Source organism: Nitratireductor aestuarii, assembly GCF_014641695.1.
Taxonomy (GTDB): Bacteria; Pseudomonadota; Alphaproteobacteria; order Rhizobiales; family Rhizobiaceae; genus Chelativorans; species Chelativorans aestuarii.
The window spans coordinates 106075-120874 of record NZ_BMIF01000012.1 but is presented as its reverse complement, the minus strand read 5'-3'; the positions used below and the strand labels follow the sequence as shown (position 1 = coordinate 120874).

General features: G+C 59.2%; 13 protein-coding genes. 5 read left to right on the top strand and 8 right to left on the bottom strand.

The window, feature by feature from the left end:
- Nucleotides 1-406: 406 nt before the first annotated feature.
- Nucleotides 407-1234, bottom strand: a complete 828-nt coding sequence (locus tag IEX27_RS17220) for an IclR family transcriptional regulator (RefSeq protein ID WP_188722321.1) — start codon at nt 1232-1234, stop codon at nt 407-409.
- A gap of 401 nt (nt 1235-1635) precedes the next feature.
- Here IEX27_RS17220 and IEX27_RS17215 point away from each other — a divergent pair, with 401 nt between their 5' ends.
- Nucleotides 1636-2538, top strand: coding sequence for a DUF6282 family protein (locus tag IEX27_RS17215; protein ID WP_188722320.1), 903 nt, complete (start codon nt 1636-1638; stop codon nt 2536-2538).
- A gap of 302 nt (nt 2539-2840) precedes the next feature.
- On the opposite strand, the gene IEX27_RS17210 is transcribed toward IEX27_RS17215, so the two are convergent.
- Genes IEX27_RS17210 through IEX27_RS17200 form a run of 3 tightly spaced genes read right to left on the bottom strand, consistent with a single transcriptional unit; the run spans nt 2841 to nt 6782 of the window.
- Nucleotides 2841-3899, bottom strand: a complete 1059-nt coding sequence (locus IEX27_RS17210; RefSeq protein ID WP_188722319.1) for a beta/alpha barrel domain-containing protein — start codon at nt 3897-3899, stop codon at nt 2841-2843.
- Between the two features lie 10 nt (nt 3900-3909).
- Entirely contained in the window at nt 3910-5883 is a 1974-nt protein-coding gene (locus tag IEX27_RS17205) for a TRAP transporter permease (RefSeq protein WP_188722318.1), read from the bottom strand.
- Nucleotides 5880-6782, bottom strand: coding sequence for a TAXI family TRAP transporter solute-binding subunit (locus IEX27_RS17200; protein WP_188722317.1), 903 nt, complete (start codon nt 6780-6782; stop codon nt 5880-5882). The genes IEX27_RS17205 and IEX27_RS17200 overlap by 4 nt, the downstream gene beginning before the upstream one ends.
- Before the next feature lie 469 nt (nt 6783-7251).
- On the opposite strand from IEX27_RS17200, the gene IEX27_RS17195 reads away from it, so the two are divergent.
- Nucleotides 7252-7962, top strand: a complete 711-nt coding sequence (locus tag IEX27_RS17195; protein WP_188722316.1) for a nuclear transport factor 2 family protein — start codon at nt 7252-7254, stop codon at nt 7960-7962.
- The gene (locus tag IEX27_RS17190) at nt 7910-8623 is read left to right on the top strand and encodes a TetR/AcrR family transcriptional regulator (protein ID WP_188722315.1); all 714 of its coding nucleotides are present in this window, start codon (nt 7910-7912) and stop codon (nt 8621-8623) included. Before IEX27_RS17195 ends, IEX27_RS17190 begins: the two co-directional genes overlap by 53 nt.
- A gap of 143 nt (nt 8624-8766) precedes the next feature.
- Here IEX27_RS17190 and IEX27_RS17185 read toward each other — a convergent pair whose 3' ends face one another.
- Nucleotides 8767-9573, bottom strand: coding sequence for an alpha/beta fold hydrolase (locus IEX27_RS17185; RefSeq protein ID WP_188722314.1), 807 nt, complete (start codon nt 9571-9573; stop codon nt 8767-8769).
- A 150-nt stretch (nt 9574-9723) separates the two neighbouring features.
- On the opposite strand from IEX27_RS17185, the gene IEX27_RS17180 reads away from it, so the two are divergent.
- The gene (locus IEX27_RS17180; RefSeq protein WP_244630421.1) at nt 9724-10467 is read left to right on the top strand and encodes an SDR family NAD(P)-dependent oxidoreductase; all 744 of its coding nucleotides are present in this window, start codon (nt 9724-9726) and stop codon (nt 10465-10467) included.
- A gap of 37 nt (nt 10468-10504) precedes the next feature.
- Here the strand turns inward: IEX27_RS17180 and IEX27_RS17175 are convergent, their stop codons facing one another.
- From IEX27_RS17175 to hisD, 3 genes are read right to left on the bottom strand one after another with little or no spacing between them, the layout of a single operon-like run.
- Nucleotides 10505-11560: a quinone oxidoreductase family protein gene (locus IEX27_RS17175; RefSeq protein ID WP_188722313.1), complete on the bottom strand. Its 1056-nt coding sequence runs from the start codon at nt 11558-11560 to the stop codon at nt 10505-10507.
- Complete coding sequence (locus IEX27_RS17170; RefSeq protein WP_188722312.1) at nt 11557-12327, bottom strand: SDR family NAD(P)-dependent oxidoreductase; 771 nt, start codon at nt 12325-12327, stop codon at nt 11557-11559. The genes IEX27_RS17175 and IEX27_RS17170 overlap by 4 nt, the downstream gene beginning before the upstream one ends.
- On the bottom strand, nt 12324-13631 hold the full coding sequence (hisD, locus tag IEX27_RS17165; RefSeq protein ID WP_188722311.1) for a histidinol dehydrogenase: 1308 nt from the start codon (nt 13629-13631) through the stop codon (nt 12324-12326). Before hisD ends, IEX27_RS17170 begins: the two co-directional genes overlap by 4 nt.
- 171 nt (nt 13632-13802) lie before the next feature.
- Here hisD and IEX27_RS17160 point away from each other — a divergent pair, with 171 nt between their 5' ends.
- Entirely contained in the window at nt 13803-14765 is a 963-nt protein-coding gene (locus tag IEX27_RS17160; RefSeq protein ID WP_188722310.1) for a Bug family tripartite tricarboxylate transporter substrate binding protein, read from the top strand.
- The last annotated feature ends 35 nt before the right edge of the window (nt 14766-14800 follow it).

The window sequence follows — 14800 nt, the reverse complement described above, 5'->3', positions numbered from 1 at the left end:
CTCATGCGTCTTTCAGAAAACCATATCTCGGAGACGAAGCGTCTCCGCCGTCAGCAGCGCCGCCGCCGTCGTTGATGGGCTGCTTATAGGCCCCTCAAACTCGAGTCGTCAATCGGGTTTTTTGAGCGAACCCAAAAATTATCGCTCCACTGGCCTGTTATGGTTAACAAAACCTTCCCGAAAGCCGCCAGCCAAGCCCCTAGCTTCGCCCAAACCCTTACGCCCCAACGCTTCCAGCTTATCCACGGCCCAGGCTGCAAGGAGCAAGACGGCCCGCGCCCTGCCCTCACCGCCACCTTCATATGGGAATGCAACCGCGCGTTTCCAAGGGGTCGCGCTGAGCTGGTCAATATATGGAAGAGTCGATGCCTGGAATCGCCCTACCGCATTCCGAGGGAGCGCAACTCTACTTACGTGCGCGCCTCCGCTCGATCGTCGGGCTGTTGGCGGCCTCCAACGCACTTAGCCCACGTCCATGACCCAGCTTCCTCGATATTTGGGCCGCGAAATTTCTCACCGCATCGATCGTTTGCTGATCCGGATCTGCCTGAAGGTGCTGGATAGAGCCGACCACCGCGAGCGACGCTACGCACTGATCGTTCTGATCGAAGATCGGTGCGGCAATCGCATTCACGCCAAGCAGAATCTGCTCGGGCGCCGAGGCGTATCCCTCTCTCGCGATCTGAAAGAGTTCCTGTTCCATATGCGCCCGGTCGGTGATCGTCTTCGGCGTGAACGTCTCCATCGGCTGGGCGAGAATGCGCTCCTGGAGAGGACGCGGCGAATTGGCCAGAAACAGCTTTCCCTGTGCGGACGCATGGAACGGCAGGTCGCTTCCCGGACGCACACCGATTTCGATCGGAGAGCGGCTGGCCAGCGTGGTCATGACGACCGGCCCGCGCGGCGTGGAGGTCGAGAGGACGACGCTGTGGCCGAGTGCCTCCCTCAGATCCTGCATCGCCCCGTGCGCGAGCTCCACGAGGTTCGTGTCCGGCGCAACATGACCGAGCAGCCGGCACATCGGTCCGGGCGCATAGTGACTGCTCGCGGAATCCTGAACCAGGTAACCGTTATCGACAAAAGTGAGCAGGTGACGATGCACCGAGCTCTTGGTGGCGCCTACCCTTTCGGCAATCTGCGTCACCCCTAGCGGCTCGCCAGCGAAGGCCACCGCTTCCAGCACCTGCAAGGCCAGTTGCACCGAGCGAACACCGGACTCGCTTTCAGCTCTCATCGCATCCCTCCAATGGCGCGGTACGGAACAAGGACTTATGCGAGTACTCCGGCTATCATTCACATTTCAAGCTGGATTGATGCTGCCATCCGTCCGGCATCAGATAATCATCAGCATTCAGCACCCAGCCTTCCTTCATTGAGAAGTCGTGACGCGACTGAACCAAGGCGATGCGGTCGCGACTTGAAGGTGCGCTAGACACCATTTCACGGAATTGCGTATCGTAATCGCTACCATTCTGGGTCGACCTTTCGTAGGTGTCAATCGCGATGTGTGTTATGCGTACTGCGATGCAGCCAACCTGCATCAACTCTTGACAACGATTGTCGCTGGGTGTCTCGTTCGGGAACGATGTTCGTTATCGCGGAACTAGCTATAGTTCGCCGGCTTGGAGGGGACCCATGGATCTGACGGCAAAAGACGACGAGGTCGAAGCATTGCTGGTGGGCGCGATAGACCCGCACGTTCACAGCGGACCTTCGATTGCACCCCGCAGCGTCGACCATGTGGACCTCGCGCGGGAGGCATCGGAAGCGGGTCTTGCTGCGATCGTGACCAAGGATCACGACTATTCCGGTGTGATGACCGCCGCCCTGATCCGCCAGCAGTTTCCCGAGCTCACGACCAAGGTCTATTCCGGCATCGTCCTCAACAATGTGGTGGGCGGGCTCAATCCCTATGCTGTCGAGCATACGGCCGCGATGGGTGGCAAGATTGTCTGGTTGCCCACGCTTGCAGCTGCAAATCACCTCCAGTGGGAGAAGAACTCGAGCTGGAGCCATCCCGCCTCAACCCAGAAGATCCGTCCGGCCAGCGCGGTTCCTGTCCTTGACGAAGGCGGAGGGGTTACGGACGACCTCAAGGAGATCCTTGACGTCATTGCCAAGAATGACATGGCGCTCGCCAGCGGCCACGTCCACATCAGCGAAACCTGGGTCATCTTCGAGGAGGCCAAGCGTCGTGGTGTTACACGCCTGATCCTCACACACCCCGAGGATATCGTTGGCGCTTCGCTGCAAGATGTTCGCGGCATCGCAGCCATGGGCGCCGTCGTGGAGCATTCCCTCTGCATGTTCCTCGAAGGGAACAAGTTCCAGACATGTACTGCGGAAGATCTCAAGAGCCAGATCGACGCTGCGGGCGCCGACAATACAATGCTGTGCTCGGATCTCGGCCAGGCAGGCAACATCAGCCCGATCGAAGGCCTCCGCCGTGGCATCAAGATGTGCTTCGATCTCGGCTATTCGCAGGAAGATATTTCCAAGATGGTGTCAAAGAACGCGTCCCGCGTGCTGGGGATTTAACCGAGCACAATCTGGCGGCTGACGGCGGCAACGATGCGTTGAAAAAATTGGGCCATGCTACGGGAAATCTGTGGCAGCGCCCATCTGCACAAGCATCATGTTCTTACAAGGTGAACAAAAAGCAGTAGTATAAAAGCAACAAGGAAAGTCAGAGTGACGGGAAACGCCTCACAGGCTCTCGCCATTGCTTTACACACCTTACGGCCTTTGGCACTCGACATTGTTTCAACCTGAGCCACTTGAGGTTGGAACCTGCCCCTTGCATTTAGGGCAGGCATATGGGGGCACGCCGGCGTTGAAAACTACCCCAGCGCTTCCTCCGGGACATAGTTGCGCCAGTTGTCAGGCGTCAGCGGCATTTCCATGAAGGACTTCCGTTGGTCCGCGGCTTCACCGATGATATCGCGCGCGTCGAGATCGTGCTGGTCGAGATAGGATTGCACCTCGTTTACTGCCGCTTCCAGCGCATCAAATCCCCGATACATGATCGACGAAGCGATCTCGACGGCCGTGGCACCGGCGAGCATCATGCGAATGACGTCCAGCCCTGTCTGTGCACCATTGAGCCCGATGAGGGGCTTGTTTCGGCCGATTGCCTTGCGCGTACTGGCAAGCCAATGACAGGTGATGGGAAGGTGCCAGTAGCCGCCGATCCCAAGGCTGCTGCCGAGTACCGGCGCCCGCGTTTCCACATCCGGAACCATGCCGAGGAGGCGCCCGGCCATGATCACTGCGTCGGCACCGGCGTCGAACGCCGCAGCGGCCAGGTCCGGCACCCGCTCGCTCTGGCCGCTGAGCTTCACCCAGACCGGGATGGAAACGGCATTGCGGATCGCCGAAACCTGTTCGCGGACGCGGTCGACGGAGAACTCGGTCGTAACGTGTCCCTTGGTCGTCTGGCTGCCATAGGGTACGCCGATGTTGAACTCCATGACGCGCAGGCCGGCGCTCTCGATCTGCTTCGCCATATCCACGGCTGGCTCCAGCGCGCCAAGAATGATGCTCGCCACGACGTAGGAACCCATGGCGGCAGCTTCGCGATCAAGTTCGGCGATTTCGCCCAGCCATTGATCGAACGGAGTCGGCGACATGCCTGACCGACAAGCCAGCATAGCCGAACGTGGAGCCTCGGCGTTCCAGGGGATCTGTTGCCAGTGCTCATCAAAGAGAGTGTACTCGGACCTTTCGAGCTGTTCCTTGCTGCCGGGCACTTCATTGTTGGATTTCACGACCACGGCACCCACACCCGCCTGAAGGGCCCGGCGGATGCCGGCGGGCAGGATAAGATGCTCCGCCGCACCTGCGATGACCGGGTTCTTCAGCGTGATGGATCCAATTGTCGTACTGCTGTCGCGGGCCATTTTGCCTCTTTCATCCATGCGAGTAGTCAGTTTGTGGCTTGAGTGGTGCAGCGGCTGCACGCCGCCCTGTACCGGGTTTGCCTGCGTGTATCGTCATCGTGGCGAAGAGCCCGATGCTGACCACAATGGCCAACATGGATAGCGGGCCCACTCCCCCGCCCTCGAAGGCTGTTGAAAGGGAAATGGCAACGCCAACCACCGCCAGGGGATAACGCAGCTTCCACCAGATCGTGTGGTTTCCGAATGCGAATGGCATGCCCATGACCAGCGGACCAAAGATGATGGTGACGAACGCCGTGACGATCCCCGTCCAGCTTTCATGCGTCAGAATCGATGGATTCAGGACGAAGACGAAGGGCATCACGTAAGCAGGCATGGCGAGCCTCAGCGCTGCTACGCTGGTGCTCCACAGACTGCTCCCCGCAAGCGCGGCGGCCGCGAAGGAAGCGATCGCAACCGGAGGGATGAGCATTGACAGCAGCCCGAAGTAGAAGACGAAGAAATGGGCTGAGATCGGCTCGATGCCAAGGCGTATCATGGCAGGTGCCAAAAGCACCGACAGGATGATGTAAACCCCCACCGTGGGCATGCCCAAACCGAGCACCAGGGCTATTCCCGCGGTGACGAAGAGGAGTGGCCAAATTCCAGCAATTTCTCCGATGTGACTGAGTTGCAAGGTCAGGGTAAACGCGACACCGGTCAGGTTTACCGTTCCGATCACAATTCCCGCTGCGGCACAAACGAGCAGGAGCTGAAGCAGCGTCTTGCCTGCATCAACCGGTATGCCGACGAGCAGTCGCATCAACTCCGGCTTTTCGCGCCGAACCGCCTTTACGACTATATCGCAGATTACCCCTACGGCAGTGGCATATATCGCAGAGCGACCAGGGCTCGCGCCAATATAGAACAGGTAGTACATCAGCACGGGTAGCGGCACCAGCATGGGCCATCCGCGGAGCAGGGTCGGGCCCACTCGTGGCAACTCGTCCCGCGGCGCACCCTTCAGATCGTTGATCTTGGCATACTGATGCACCTGGATGAAAAGCGCGACGTAGTAGATCAGCGCCGGAATGACCGCGACAACCACCACCTCGGAATACGGGATCTGCAGGGTTTCCGCGATGACAAAGGCCGTGGCGCCCATGACCGGCGGTGTGATCTGCCCGCCATTCGAGGCAACCGCTTCGACGCCGCCGGCGTATGCGGGCGAGTAACCGCCGCGCTTCATAAGCGGAATGGTAACGACGCCGGTCGACATCACATTGGCGACCGTCGAGCCCGACAGAGTGCCGAACAGGCTCGAAGCCACGATTGCAGCCTTGGCGCTGCCGCCGCGCAAGTGCCCCATTGTGGCCAGTGCTATGTCGGTCAGCACCGCAGTGCCACCAATAACACCAAGCGTGGCGCCAAAGATGATAAAACCCAAAATGTCGGTTGCACCGACGTTCAAGATCAGACCGGGCACCGCGTTTGAGTCGAAATAGAGATAGGTGAAGTAGCGCGGCCAGGACGTCGGAGAGGCTGCAAGCAGACCAGGCAAATGCTGGCCGAAAAGTCCATAAAGCAGAAATGCAGCGCAAACCCCCGCCATTACCCCACCGCAGGAGCGGCGAACCGCTTCGCAGAGCACCAGGATCGCCACTACCGCCGGGATCAGCTTTTCCGGACCTCGGTTGGCAAGATCAATCATCCAGGGCTCGAGATTATATGACATCCAGAGCCAGGATGCGGCGCCAGCAACTGCCATCGCACAGTCCGCGGCGAACCCAGCTGCCCCCCTGAGGGGGGAGCTGAACAGCGCGGCCGGGAGCGCCAGGGCCAGGACGAAGCCAAGATATTGCTGAGGCACAATCGGTATGCCGAGATAGAAGGGTACCCCAAGCAGCCACAAGGTGCCGAAGATGGCTATCGATGCAGCAAAGGTGGTGCCGGCCGCCCTTTGAAGGGATCCTCGTCTGTCGAGGGTCTGCGCTGCATCCGTCATTTGGCGAAGCTATCCTCATGCGTTTCATTCGCGTCCGACCAGATGCCCTTCTCCTTGAAGAACGCGATGGCGGCCGGATGGTAGGGTGCGGCGTTGATCGGCTGAGCCATTTCTTCCACCGTTGCCGAACGCAAGCTTGGAACGTCCTGCTGAAGACGCGGCCACGCATCCCAGACGGCAGTGAGGATCTTCTTGACGTCTTCGTCTGGGAGAGATGCACCGACCACAAGGAACTGGTGCAACCCGATCATGGTGACGGGCGCATCGATCGAAGGCATACCCTCGCCAGGCTCAACATTGAAGGTGCTGAGACCGGGAGCGATCTCGCCAAGGACCTTGTTGGTTTCAGGCGTATCCTCGAGCGTCAGATACCGGATACCGCCGGGGATCGTGGCGTGGGTCTGCTGAGACTGCGGAGATCCCGGGATTGTTGCCGTGGCCGCAACCTTGCCTTCAACCAGGAGGCCGAGCCCTTCCTGCACGTTGCCGATGGTGACCTGCTCGTAATCACCTTCATTGAGACCGCCGGCAGCTAGCAGTGCCGTGTTCGTGCTGGTCAGCGAAAGCTGCGCTTTCAGATCACGTGCTATGGGCTTGCCCTTGAGGCCAGCGTAATCCGTGATACCTGAAGAACGTGGGACCAGATACCCGTAGGGTGTCGTATAAATACGAGCAAGAGCCCGCAGTTCCTTGATTGGGTTTGCTGGGTCGGAATAGGCCCGTCCAAAGTCCAGGGCGTTGGAGATCCCTATCGTGACTTCCCCTGACGGAAGCAGCGGCAGGTAGACGGATGAACCTGTATAGGGCTGGACGATTGTGCGCGTACTTGCACTGTTCTCGATAGCAGCGGCAAGAGCGCTTCCTACAGTATAGTAGCGTGCCCTGCGGGTTGGAACCAATCGTATAGGTCTGCGCGGAAGCAGTCCCTATCATAGCGCCCATCGCGATCGCCGAGACAGCGAAAATCGTACTAATCGACTTCATCGAAGCACTCCTCCCAATCGATGACAGAAATCAGGCACAGCCCTCCTCCGGCTATCCCGAACAGAGACGGCCCAAAGCCGCTTCTCTCGCCGGATGAAATCAATCAATTGATCTTAAGTCAAGGTGATACTCGGCCCACTTAAGTCGGAACTTCACCCAGAATTTTTGGCCTTTGCGCAGATAAAGTCGTTATTTTGTGGGAAATCGCAGCAAAATTGACCTGCTACCAGCAGGATTTCGCCATCTCGCAATTCAATCGATCGCTTGCATGAATTGACTCGATATAGATTTCATGGCGGAGTAGCGTCCGCGCTCAATGGCGATGAGACCCTCTCTCCATCGGCATCAGGCGTCAGCGTAGTGAAGGTCTATATTGGAGGAAGAATGACCCCTGAATTTGAGCGGCGCCTTGCGACACTGGTGGATCGCGAGGAGATTTTCGACCTTGCTCGTCGCGAGCGCTTTGCCCGCGATCTTCAGGACTTCGAAACGATGCGGGATTGCTTCCACGCTGACGCTTATATCCGCTCAAGCTGGTTTGCGGGCGGGTATGCCGACGAGTATGTCGAGGCCACTCGCGAGCGCATGAAGAAGTCGGCAACCAGCAGGCATTGGGTCTTCCCGGCAGACCTCAAGATCGTTGGCGACCGTGCCACGCTTGAGAGTCCGGCGACAATCTTCGACCGCATTAAGCTGGAAGGGGTCGATGTTGATTTTTATGTATTCTGCCGCTTCTTTTCACGGGTCGTGAGGCGCGAGGGGGTCTGGCGCCTCCTGAGCTTCGAGGTGATCTTTGAGAAAGATGTTTTGGCTTGCGTCAATCCGGAACAAGCCCTTCCGATCAATTGGGACAGACTTGCCAACTACCGGCCCTCATACCGCTTTCTTGGCTATATTCAGGAAAGCAGAGGCCACACGGTGAGCCACGATCTCTATGGCGATGACCGTCAGGATAGTCTACTTGCTTTCTATGCGCGCGAAAGGCAATGGCTTCAGCAACAGGGAGTGGAAGCTGATCGGCATGTTGAAGGTGGACCGCCAATTGAAGAAAACATCCAAGAGCAGCCTCGAAGTGCAACTGGGGAATTCACCTAAGCGCAAGAACGGCCTCAGCGAACGGGGGAAGATGGCGCGTGAAGCCATCCTGCAGGCGGCTGAGCGGATCTTCGCAGAGGACGGAATCAACGCTTCGCTGCGCAAGGTCATGGCAGAAGCCGACGTCAATGTCGGCGCGATAAACTATCACTTCGGCACCCGTGAAGACTTGCTGCGCGAAATGCTCGAGCGCCGCGTATCCATCATCGTGGGCGAAAGACTGACGCTGCTTGCCGAGGCTGAATCTCTCAACAATCCGGCCGAACTTCGCGACATCGTGGCCGCACTCCTGACGCCGACGTTCCGCCCCGACCGTTGGAACGATGAAGGCTGGCGGAACTATTTCAAAGTGCAGGCGCATCTGCGTAGCCAGCCGTCGCAGAAGAACTATCCCATATCAGCCAATCTCTTCGCCAAACAGCACCAGCTTTTCGTTGAAGCGATCGGCCGAACTCTGCCCGACCTCGGAAAGACCGAACTCTTCTGGCGCTACTACTGCCTGATGAGTGCAATGAACCAGTCCGTCACCAATCCCTACCGGATCCGCGAACTCTCCGGCGGGCGATGCGATACGCGGGACTCAGCCGCCATGATGAAGGCGATGATCCCGGCCCTGGTGGGCATGCTTTCTGCACCGCCGACTATGCCGGTCGACGACTAGAACCCCAGGAGCCCACTGGATGATCAAACCGGCGGCCGAACCTGGAGCGGTTCCAGGAAAAGTGGGGACCGGTTTTCCGTCCGGTACCGCGAGAAAACAGAGGCTTAGGGCAGTTCAGAGTTTCTGGGAAAGTCTGAACTGCTCTATTGTTCGGCTGCAAACGCAATCACGCGGGCGGCAATTTCCTCTGCCCGCTCCCAGCCCGCACAGAAACGGGCGCCTGGCAGTTCATGCCAGCGGCAATCCTTGATGCGGCCGCTGATCGTCTCAACCTTGTCCCGGCAATAGAAGTGTTCGCCAACGAGCACGAGAACCGGGCAATCGATCCGGGTCTGGCCGCCCTTCAGGTCGTAGTAGTGCAGCGCTGTCAGCGCCTGCCAGCGATCGCGCCCACACTCGATCTGCGCCCGGTTTATGCGGTCCATATAGTCTTGCGTTGGCTCGATTGGCGCGTGAAGCGGATCATGCGTCAGCCACCAGTCGATGGTCCGAATGCGCGGAAAGCCCGTTTCGTCGCTGGGGCGCAGCTCGTCCCTGAATTCAGCCAGCTCTTCTTCGGGCGGCCGATCGAGCTCGGGACAGTTTACCAGCACGCACCGCACTACCTTGCTTTTGCGGGTGGACGCCAGCTCGATGGCTACGCCTGATCCGGTTGCTTCGCCAAGCACGGTGTAGCGCTCATGGCCAAGGGCGGTCATGACGGCATCCACGGCGTTTCCATAGTCGGTCAGCGACGGCTGGAAGGCGATGTGGTCCGAGCAGCCATGACTTGGCAAATCCACTGCGACGACATGGAACCGAGGCGCTAACGCCGTGATCAATTCGCGGTAAAGCTCCGAGGACTGCTGGTTTATGTGCATCAGGACGATCGCTTCGCCTGCCCCTGCTTCCCTGTAGTGGATGTAGCCATAGTCCGTGGCGACAAGGCCACGCTTGATGCTGACCGTCATGTGCAGTCCCCTCCCAGGGCCGGTGTTTTGCAGAGCGGAATTCAATCACTTGATTTACAAATATTGGTATGAAAGTCTCAGGTCAAGAACCGATGGGTCGCTGCTCGATGACGATCATCATCGCAGGCCATGGGCAAAATGGAGGTGGAGATGTCTGGACAGTTTGCAGGGAAAGTGGCCTGGGTGACGGGCGGATCGCAGGGCATTGGCAAGGGCGTTGTGAAAATGTTTGCCGAGCGGGGAGCGGCTGTTGTCATCGGATACTCGTCAAACCGAGACATCGCCGAAGATCTCGCACGATCGATCCGCGATGCAGGTGGCAAAGCGGTGGCGGCGGGGGGCGATATCCGCAACGCGGACGTGGCCCGCACCTCGGTAGAGCTTGCGCTCCAGGAGTTCGGACGCCTCGACATTCTGGTCACCGCCGCAGGCGTGGCGGGACGCCAGATGCTGCAGGACATCACCGAGGAAGATTATCGTCAGACCTTCGACATCAACGTCTGGGGCACGATCGCCTCGATCCAGGCGGCCGCCCCGCATCTGACATCGCCGGGCGGGAAGATTGTGACCATCACCTCACGCATGGCGCTCAACCCTTTCCCCGGCGCCGCGCTCTATGCGGGTGCGAAGAACGCGGTCAATGCCATCACCGAATCCTTCGCACGCGAGTTGGGGCCGCGCGGGATTACGGTCAACGCCGTCGCTCCCGGGCTTATCAAGTCGGAGCGCATGGCCAAGGCGGTCGAGACTCGCGGTCATGAGACCGTGGCCATCACGCCTCTGGCGAGGATCGGCATGCCGGAAGACATCGCCGGCGTTGTCGCGTTCCTGGCATCCGACGATTCCCGTTGGGTGACAGGACGCGTGATCCGCGCCGATGGCGGGATTGTCTGATGTAATTCAGGAAAAGTGGATACCGCTGGAAATACTGCTACGGAACAAGAATGTTGGATCCCGCCTTCTGGTGGGATTCCAGCATTTGATGCGCAGTGGCCGCTTCGCCAAGCGGCAGGATCGCTTGCACGCAGGGCCTGATTGCTCCGCTCAGGCACAGTGAGAAGAGCTCGGCTGCAACGCTCTGGTAGTCTTCAGGCGACTTGATGTGGTCGGTGACGCCAACACGGCCAATGCTGAGCGAGCCCTTGGCTGAAAGCAGCATCAGGTTGACCGATGGAAGCGGTCCCGAGACATTGCCGTAGTTGATCAGCTTGCCGAAGGGGCGGACGCAATCCAGCGAAGCAATAAACGTGTCGCCGCCAACCCCGTCGTAAACGACGTCAACACCTTGCGGGCAGAGCTCCCTCACCCGATCAACGAAGTTGACCTCCCGATAGAGGATCGGTTCATCACATCCATAGCTGCGGACAACCTCGGCCTTTGCCGTGGACCCGACCGTGCCGAAAACCCGCGCTCCGCAGTGCTTCGCCCATTGAAACAGGATCAATCCCACCCCGCCTGTGGCCCCATGGATGAGCACTGTTTCGCCCGCACCCGGCTTGTAAAACCGGTTGATTGCGGCAGACGCAGTCATGCCCTTCATCAGCACCGCCGCAATGTCGCTGTCCGCAAGTCCATCCGGCACCCGGATCAAGCGCGAGGCAGGGACAGTCCTGTAGGTGGCGTAAGAGCCTGAATTGGCGAAAAACGCACCGCCCATCCCCACATAGGCAACGCGGTCGCCCACAGCATAGCCTTCCGCGTTAATTCCCGCCGCAACGACGACGCCGACGGCTTCATTGCCGGGAATAACCGCCTCAGGATTGTCCTGGCCGATATAAAACCCGCCTCGCCGTGCGTTCACATCCGAGAAGTTGACGCTGATAGCCGTATGGCGGATCAGAACTTCGTCCGGCCCCGGCCCTGAAACAGGAACCTCGGTCAATTCCAGCACCTCGGGACCGCCAAAGCTGCGGTAGATGATTGCAGGGGCACGTTCGGGGATCTGCGGCTGCACAGCGCCGGAGTTCATGTCATTGGTTTTCATCATCCTGCGGTCCAGCCTCCATCAACCATGAGCGCGGTACCCGTGATCATTGCCGAGGCGTCTGATGCGAGGAACGTGACCGGGCCCATGACGTCCTCGATTTCCCCAAGCCGGCCGAGTTTGATCTTCGACAGGATCCACTCCACCCTTTCGGGATTAGCCAACGTCTGTTCCGTCAAGGGCGTTCTGATGAAGGTTGGGCAGATGGTGTTGACGCGGATGCCATGCTTCCCCCACTCGATCGCCATTCCTTTGGTAAAACCTTCAATCGCGTGCTTGGTCGCGCTGTATACGACCCGATCGATCCCGCTGACATGCGCCATCTGGGAGGAGATGTTGATCAGCGAGCCGGGTTTCCCGGCCTCGATCAGCTTCCTCGCGACGGCCCGCGTCAGGAAATAGGCTCCACGGAGGTTGATGCCGACGACTGCATCGAAGTCGGCAACGGTGGTTTCGAGTGCCGGGCCATGGCGGGCAAGGCCCGCACTGTTCACGAGAACGTCGAATGGCTCGCGGGAAGCGATCGTCTGCTCCGTGCCCTCGAGATCTTGGATATCCAATTCCAGCACGTCTGCCTGAAAGCCCGCATCGTGCAAAGCCTCGGCAACTGGGCTGAGCCGGTCGAGCGAGCGTGCGGCGAGGGTAACCTTTGCGCCGGCCTCTGCCAGCGCCACCGCAGCCCCGAGCCCTATGCCTGAGGATGCGCCGACCACAAGCGCTCCCTTGCCATCCAGTCGAAACGAGGGGGTACGAGGAAGGTCAAGGGTCATGCCGAGCCGCCATAGGGGATATTCCGACCGCCATAGCGGCGTACGCGCATGTTAGCCTGTTCTGCGTGACCGATGAAACCTTCCAGAATACAAAGCCGGGAACAATATTCACCGATCATGGCGGCAGCCTCGTCGGTCAGGACCTTCTGGTAGGAATGGGTCTTGAGATACTTGCCGACCCATAGCCCGCCGGTGTAGCGGCCGGCCTTTCTGGTGGGCAAGGTGTGGTTGGTGCCGATCACCTTGTCGCCGTTCGCCACGTTGGTTCGCGGGCCAAGGAAAAGCGCGCCATAGGAATGCATGTTCTCCAGGAACCAGTCGTCGCGATCCGTCATCACCTGGACATGCTCAGACGCGATGTCGTTGGCGACATCGAGCATCTCCTCATAGGTGTTGCAGACGATCACTTCACCATAGTCCTCCCAGCTTTTCGCGGCTGTCTCAGCCGTGGGCAGGATCGTAAGAAGACGATCGATTTCGGCAATGGTTTCCTCGGCAAGCTTGCGCGAATTGGTGATGAGGACCGCCGGAGAATTGTACCCGTGCTCCGCCTGACCTAGAAGGTCTGTCGCGCAAAGTTCGGCGTCGACCGTACTATCGGCGATCACCATGGTCTCCGTCGGGCCGGCAAAGAGATCGATTCCCACGCGGCCGAAAAGCTGCCGCTTGGCTTCTGCCACGAAGGCATTGCCTGGCCCGACCAGCATGTGCACTGGCTCGATCGTTTCTGTTCCGAGCGCTAGCGCTCCAACCGCCTGCACGCCGCCGAGCACATAGATCTCGTGTGCGCCGCCAAGGTGCATGGCGGCAATCACAGCCGGGTTCGGCGCGCCCCCGAAGGCCGGCGTGGCGGCGGCGATCCGAGGCACACCCGCGACCGAAGCGGTCACCACCGACATGTGTGCGGAAGCCACCATCGGGAACTTGCCACCCGGGATGTAGCAACCAACGGATTGCACCGGAATGTGGCGATGACCGAGGATGACCCCGGGAAGCGTTTCGACTTCGATATCCTGCATTGAAGCGCGCTGCGCCTTGGCAAAATTGCGCACCTGCGCCTGCGCGAACCTTATGTCCTCCATGTCCGAGGGCGAAACCTGGTTCATCAAGGCTTCGATCTCTCCGGCGTTTAGCCTGAAGGAAGCGGGGGAGTATTTGTCAAATTTCTCGGAGAGTTCGCGAACAGCTTCATCCCCCCGCGTCTCGATATCCTTGAGAATACCTTCGACTATGGTCTGCACCTTGCTGTCGTCCTGCGAGCGCTCTTCGACAGGCTTTCCGCGCTTGAGATAAAGAATGCTCATCTCTCGTCCTCCCTTTTCCGGCGAAGAATAGATCGGTAAGACAACAGCGCAAGCTTCAATTCATTCAATCGATCGATTTATTTTAGAAGCGATTTGAACTATTCTCCGTCGCACGGTGCCCATGGGCAGCGTTTCACCATCCTTCGCCGTCAATTGCAGGGAGGAAAATACATGCGAAAGGCACTGCTGTTCTGCGTTCTAACCGCCATGTCCGTATCACCGGCAATGGCGGAATGGCCCATGGACAAGACGATGACGATCGTCGTACCGCGACCCGAGGGCACCGGTGGCGACGTTCTCGCCCGGATCATCGCCGATGGCCTTATGAAGAAATGGGGCAACACCATTGTCATCGAAAACCTCAGCGATGACGGCGGCAATGCCGGACAGCTTCACGTCGTGCAGTCCCCACCTGACGGCTATACCTGGATCCACACGTCCCCGGCGCCGGGGGTGAACAATCACCTGACCTCAAGCAAGCCGCTTCCCTACAAGTTCGAAGATTTTTCGGCTGTGACCCTGACCAACGAAACCGAGATGGTCATGGTTGTACGCCCTGACTCGCCTGTCGACGACCTTGCCGGTCTCATCGCGCTGGCAAAGGAAAAGCCCGGCTCGCTTAAATACGCTCATCCGGGCAAGGGCACCTATTCCCACATGACCGGCCTTGCTCTCCAGGAACTTGCCGGCGTGCAGTTCGAGATGGTGCCGATGCGCGGCGCGGCTCGCGAAATGCAGCCCAAGCTGGCGGCCGCCGAGATCGACGTCATCGTGGATCAGGCGCCGGTCTATATGGCGCTGATCAAGGAGGGAAAGGTCAAGCCGCTGGCAACTGTCGGCGCCGAGCGATCCTCGCTTTTGCCTGACGTGCCGACCTTTGTCGAAACAGGGATCCAGTTCACGGCCGCTCCCTGGTACGGCATGCAGGGCTCCAGCAAAGTTCCGCCCGAAATCACCGAGGCCTTTGCCAAGGCGGTCGCAGAAGTGCTCGCTGACCCGGCGAACCAGGAGCGGCTTGAAAAGGGCGGCTTCACGCCACGCACCACAACGCCGGCGGAATTCGCGGCAATGCTCGACGATGAAATAAAGAAGTGGAAGCCGGTGGTCGAAAAGTACAATGTCTGGACGGATTGAGCCCTTGGCCGTTCAGCTTGGCGCCTCACCTGGGC

What these genes read in the sequence shown, in the direction of transcription:
- IEX27_RS17195 (WP_188722316.1), top strand. Translation starts at nt 7,252, where the DNA reads ATGACCCCTGAATTTGAGCGGCGCCTTGCGACACTGGTGGATCGCGAG.
- IEX27_RS17175 (WP_188722313.1), bottom strand. Translation starts at nt 11,560, where the DNA reads ATGATGAAAACCAATGACATGAACTCCGGCGCTGTGCAGCCGCAGATC.
- IEX27_RS17220 (WP_188722321.1), bottom strand. Translation starts at nt 1,234, where the DNA reads ATGAGAGCTGAAAGCGAGTCCGGTGTTCGCTCGGTGCAACTGGCCTTG.
- IEX27_RS17210 (WP_188722319.1), bottom strand. Translation starts at nt 3,899, where the DNA reads ATGGCCCGCGACAGCAGTACGACAATTGGATCCATCACGCTGAAGAAC.
- IEX27_RS17160 (WP_188722310.1), top strand. Translation starts at nt 13,803, where the DNA reads ATGCGAAAGGCACTGCTGTTCTGCGTTCTAACCGCCATGTCCGTATCA.
- IEX27_RS17205 (WP_188722318.1), bottom strand. Translation starts at nt 5,883, where the DNA reads ATGACGGATGCAGCGCAGACCCTCGACAGACGAGGATCCCTTCAAAGG.
- IEX27_RS17215 (WP_188722320.1), top strand. Translation starts at nt 1,636, where the DNA reads ATGGATCTGACGGCAAAAGACGACGAGGTCGAAGCATTGCTGGTGGGC.
- hisD (WP_188722311.1), bottom strand. Translation starts at nt 13,631, where the DNA reads ATGAGCATTCTTTATCTCAAGCGCGGAAAGCCTGTCGAAGAGCGCTCG.
- IEX27_RS17170 (WP_188722312.1), bottom strand. Translation starts at nt 12,327, where the DNA reads ATGACCCTTGACCTTCCTCGTACCCCCTCGTTTCGACTGGATGGCAAG.
- IEX27_RS17185 (WP_188722314.1), bottom strand. Translation starts at nt 9,573, where the DNA reads ATGACGGTCAGCATCAAGCGTGGCCTTGTCGCCACGGACTATGGCTAC.
- IEX27_RS17180 (WP_244630421.1), top strand. Translation starts at nt 9,724, where the DNA reads ATGTCTGGACAGTTTGCAGGGAAAGTGGCCTGGGTGACGGGCGGATCG.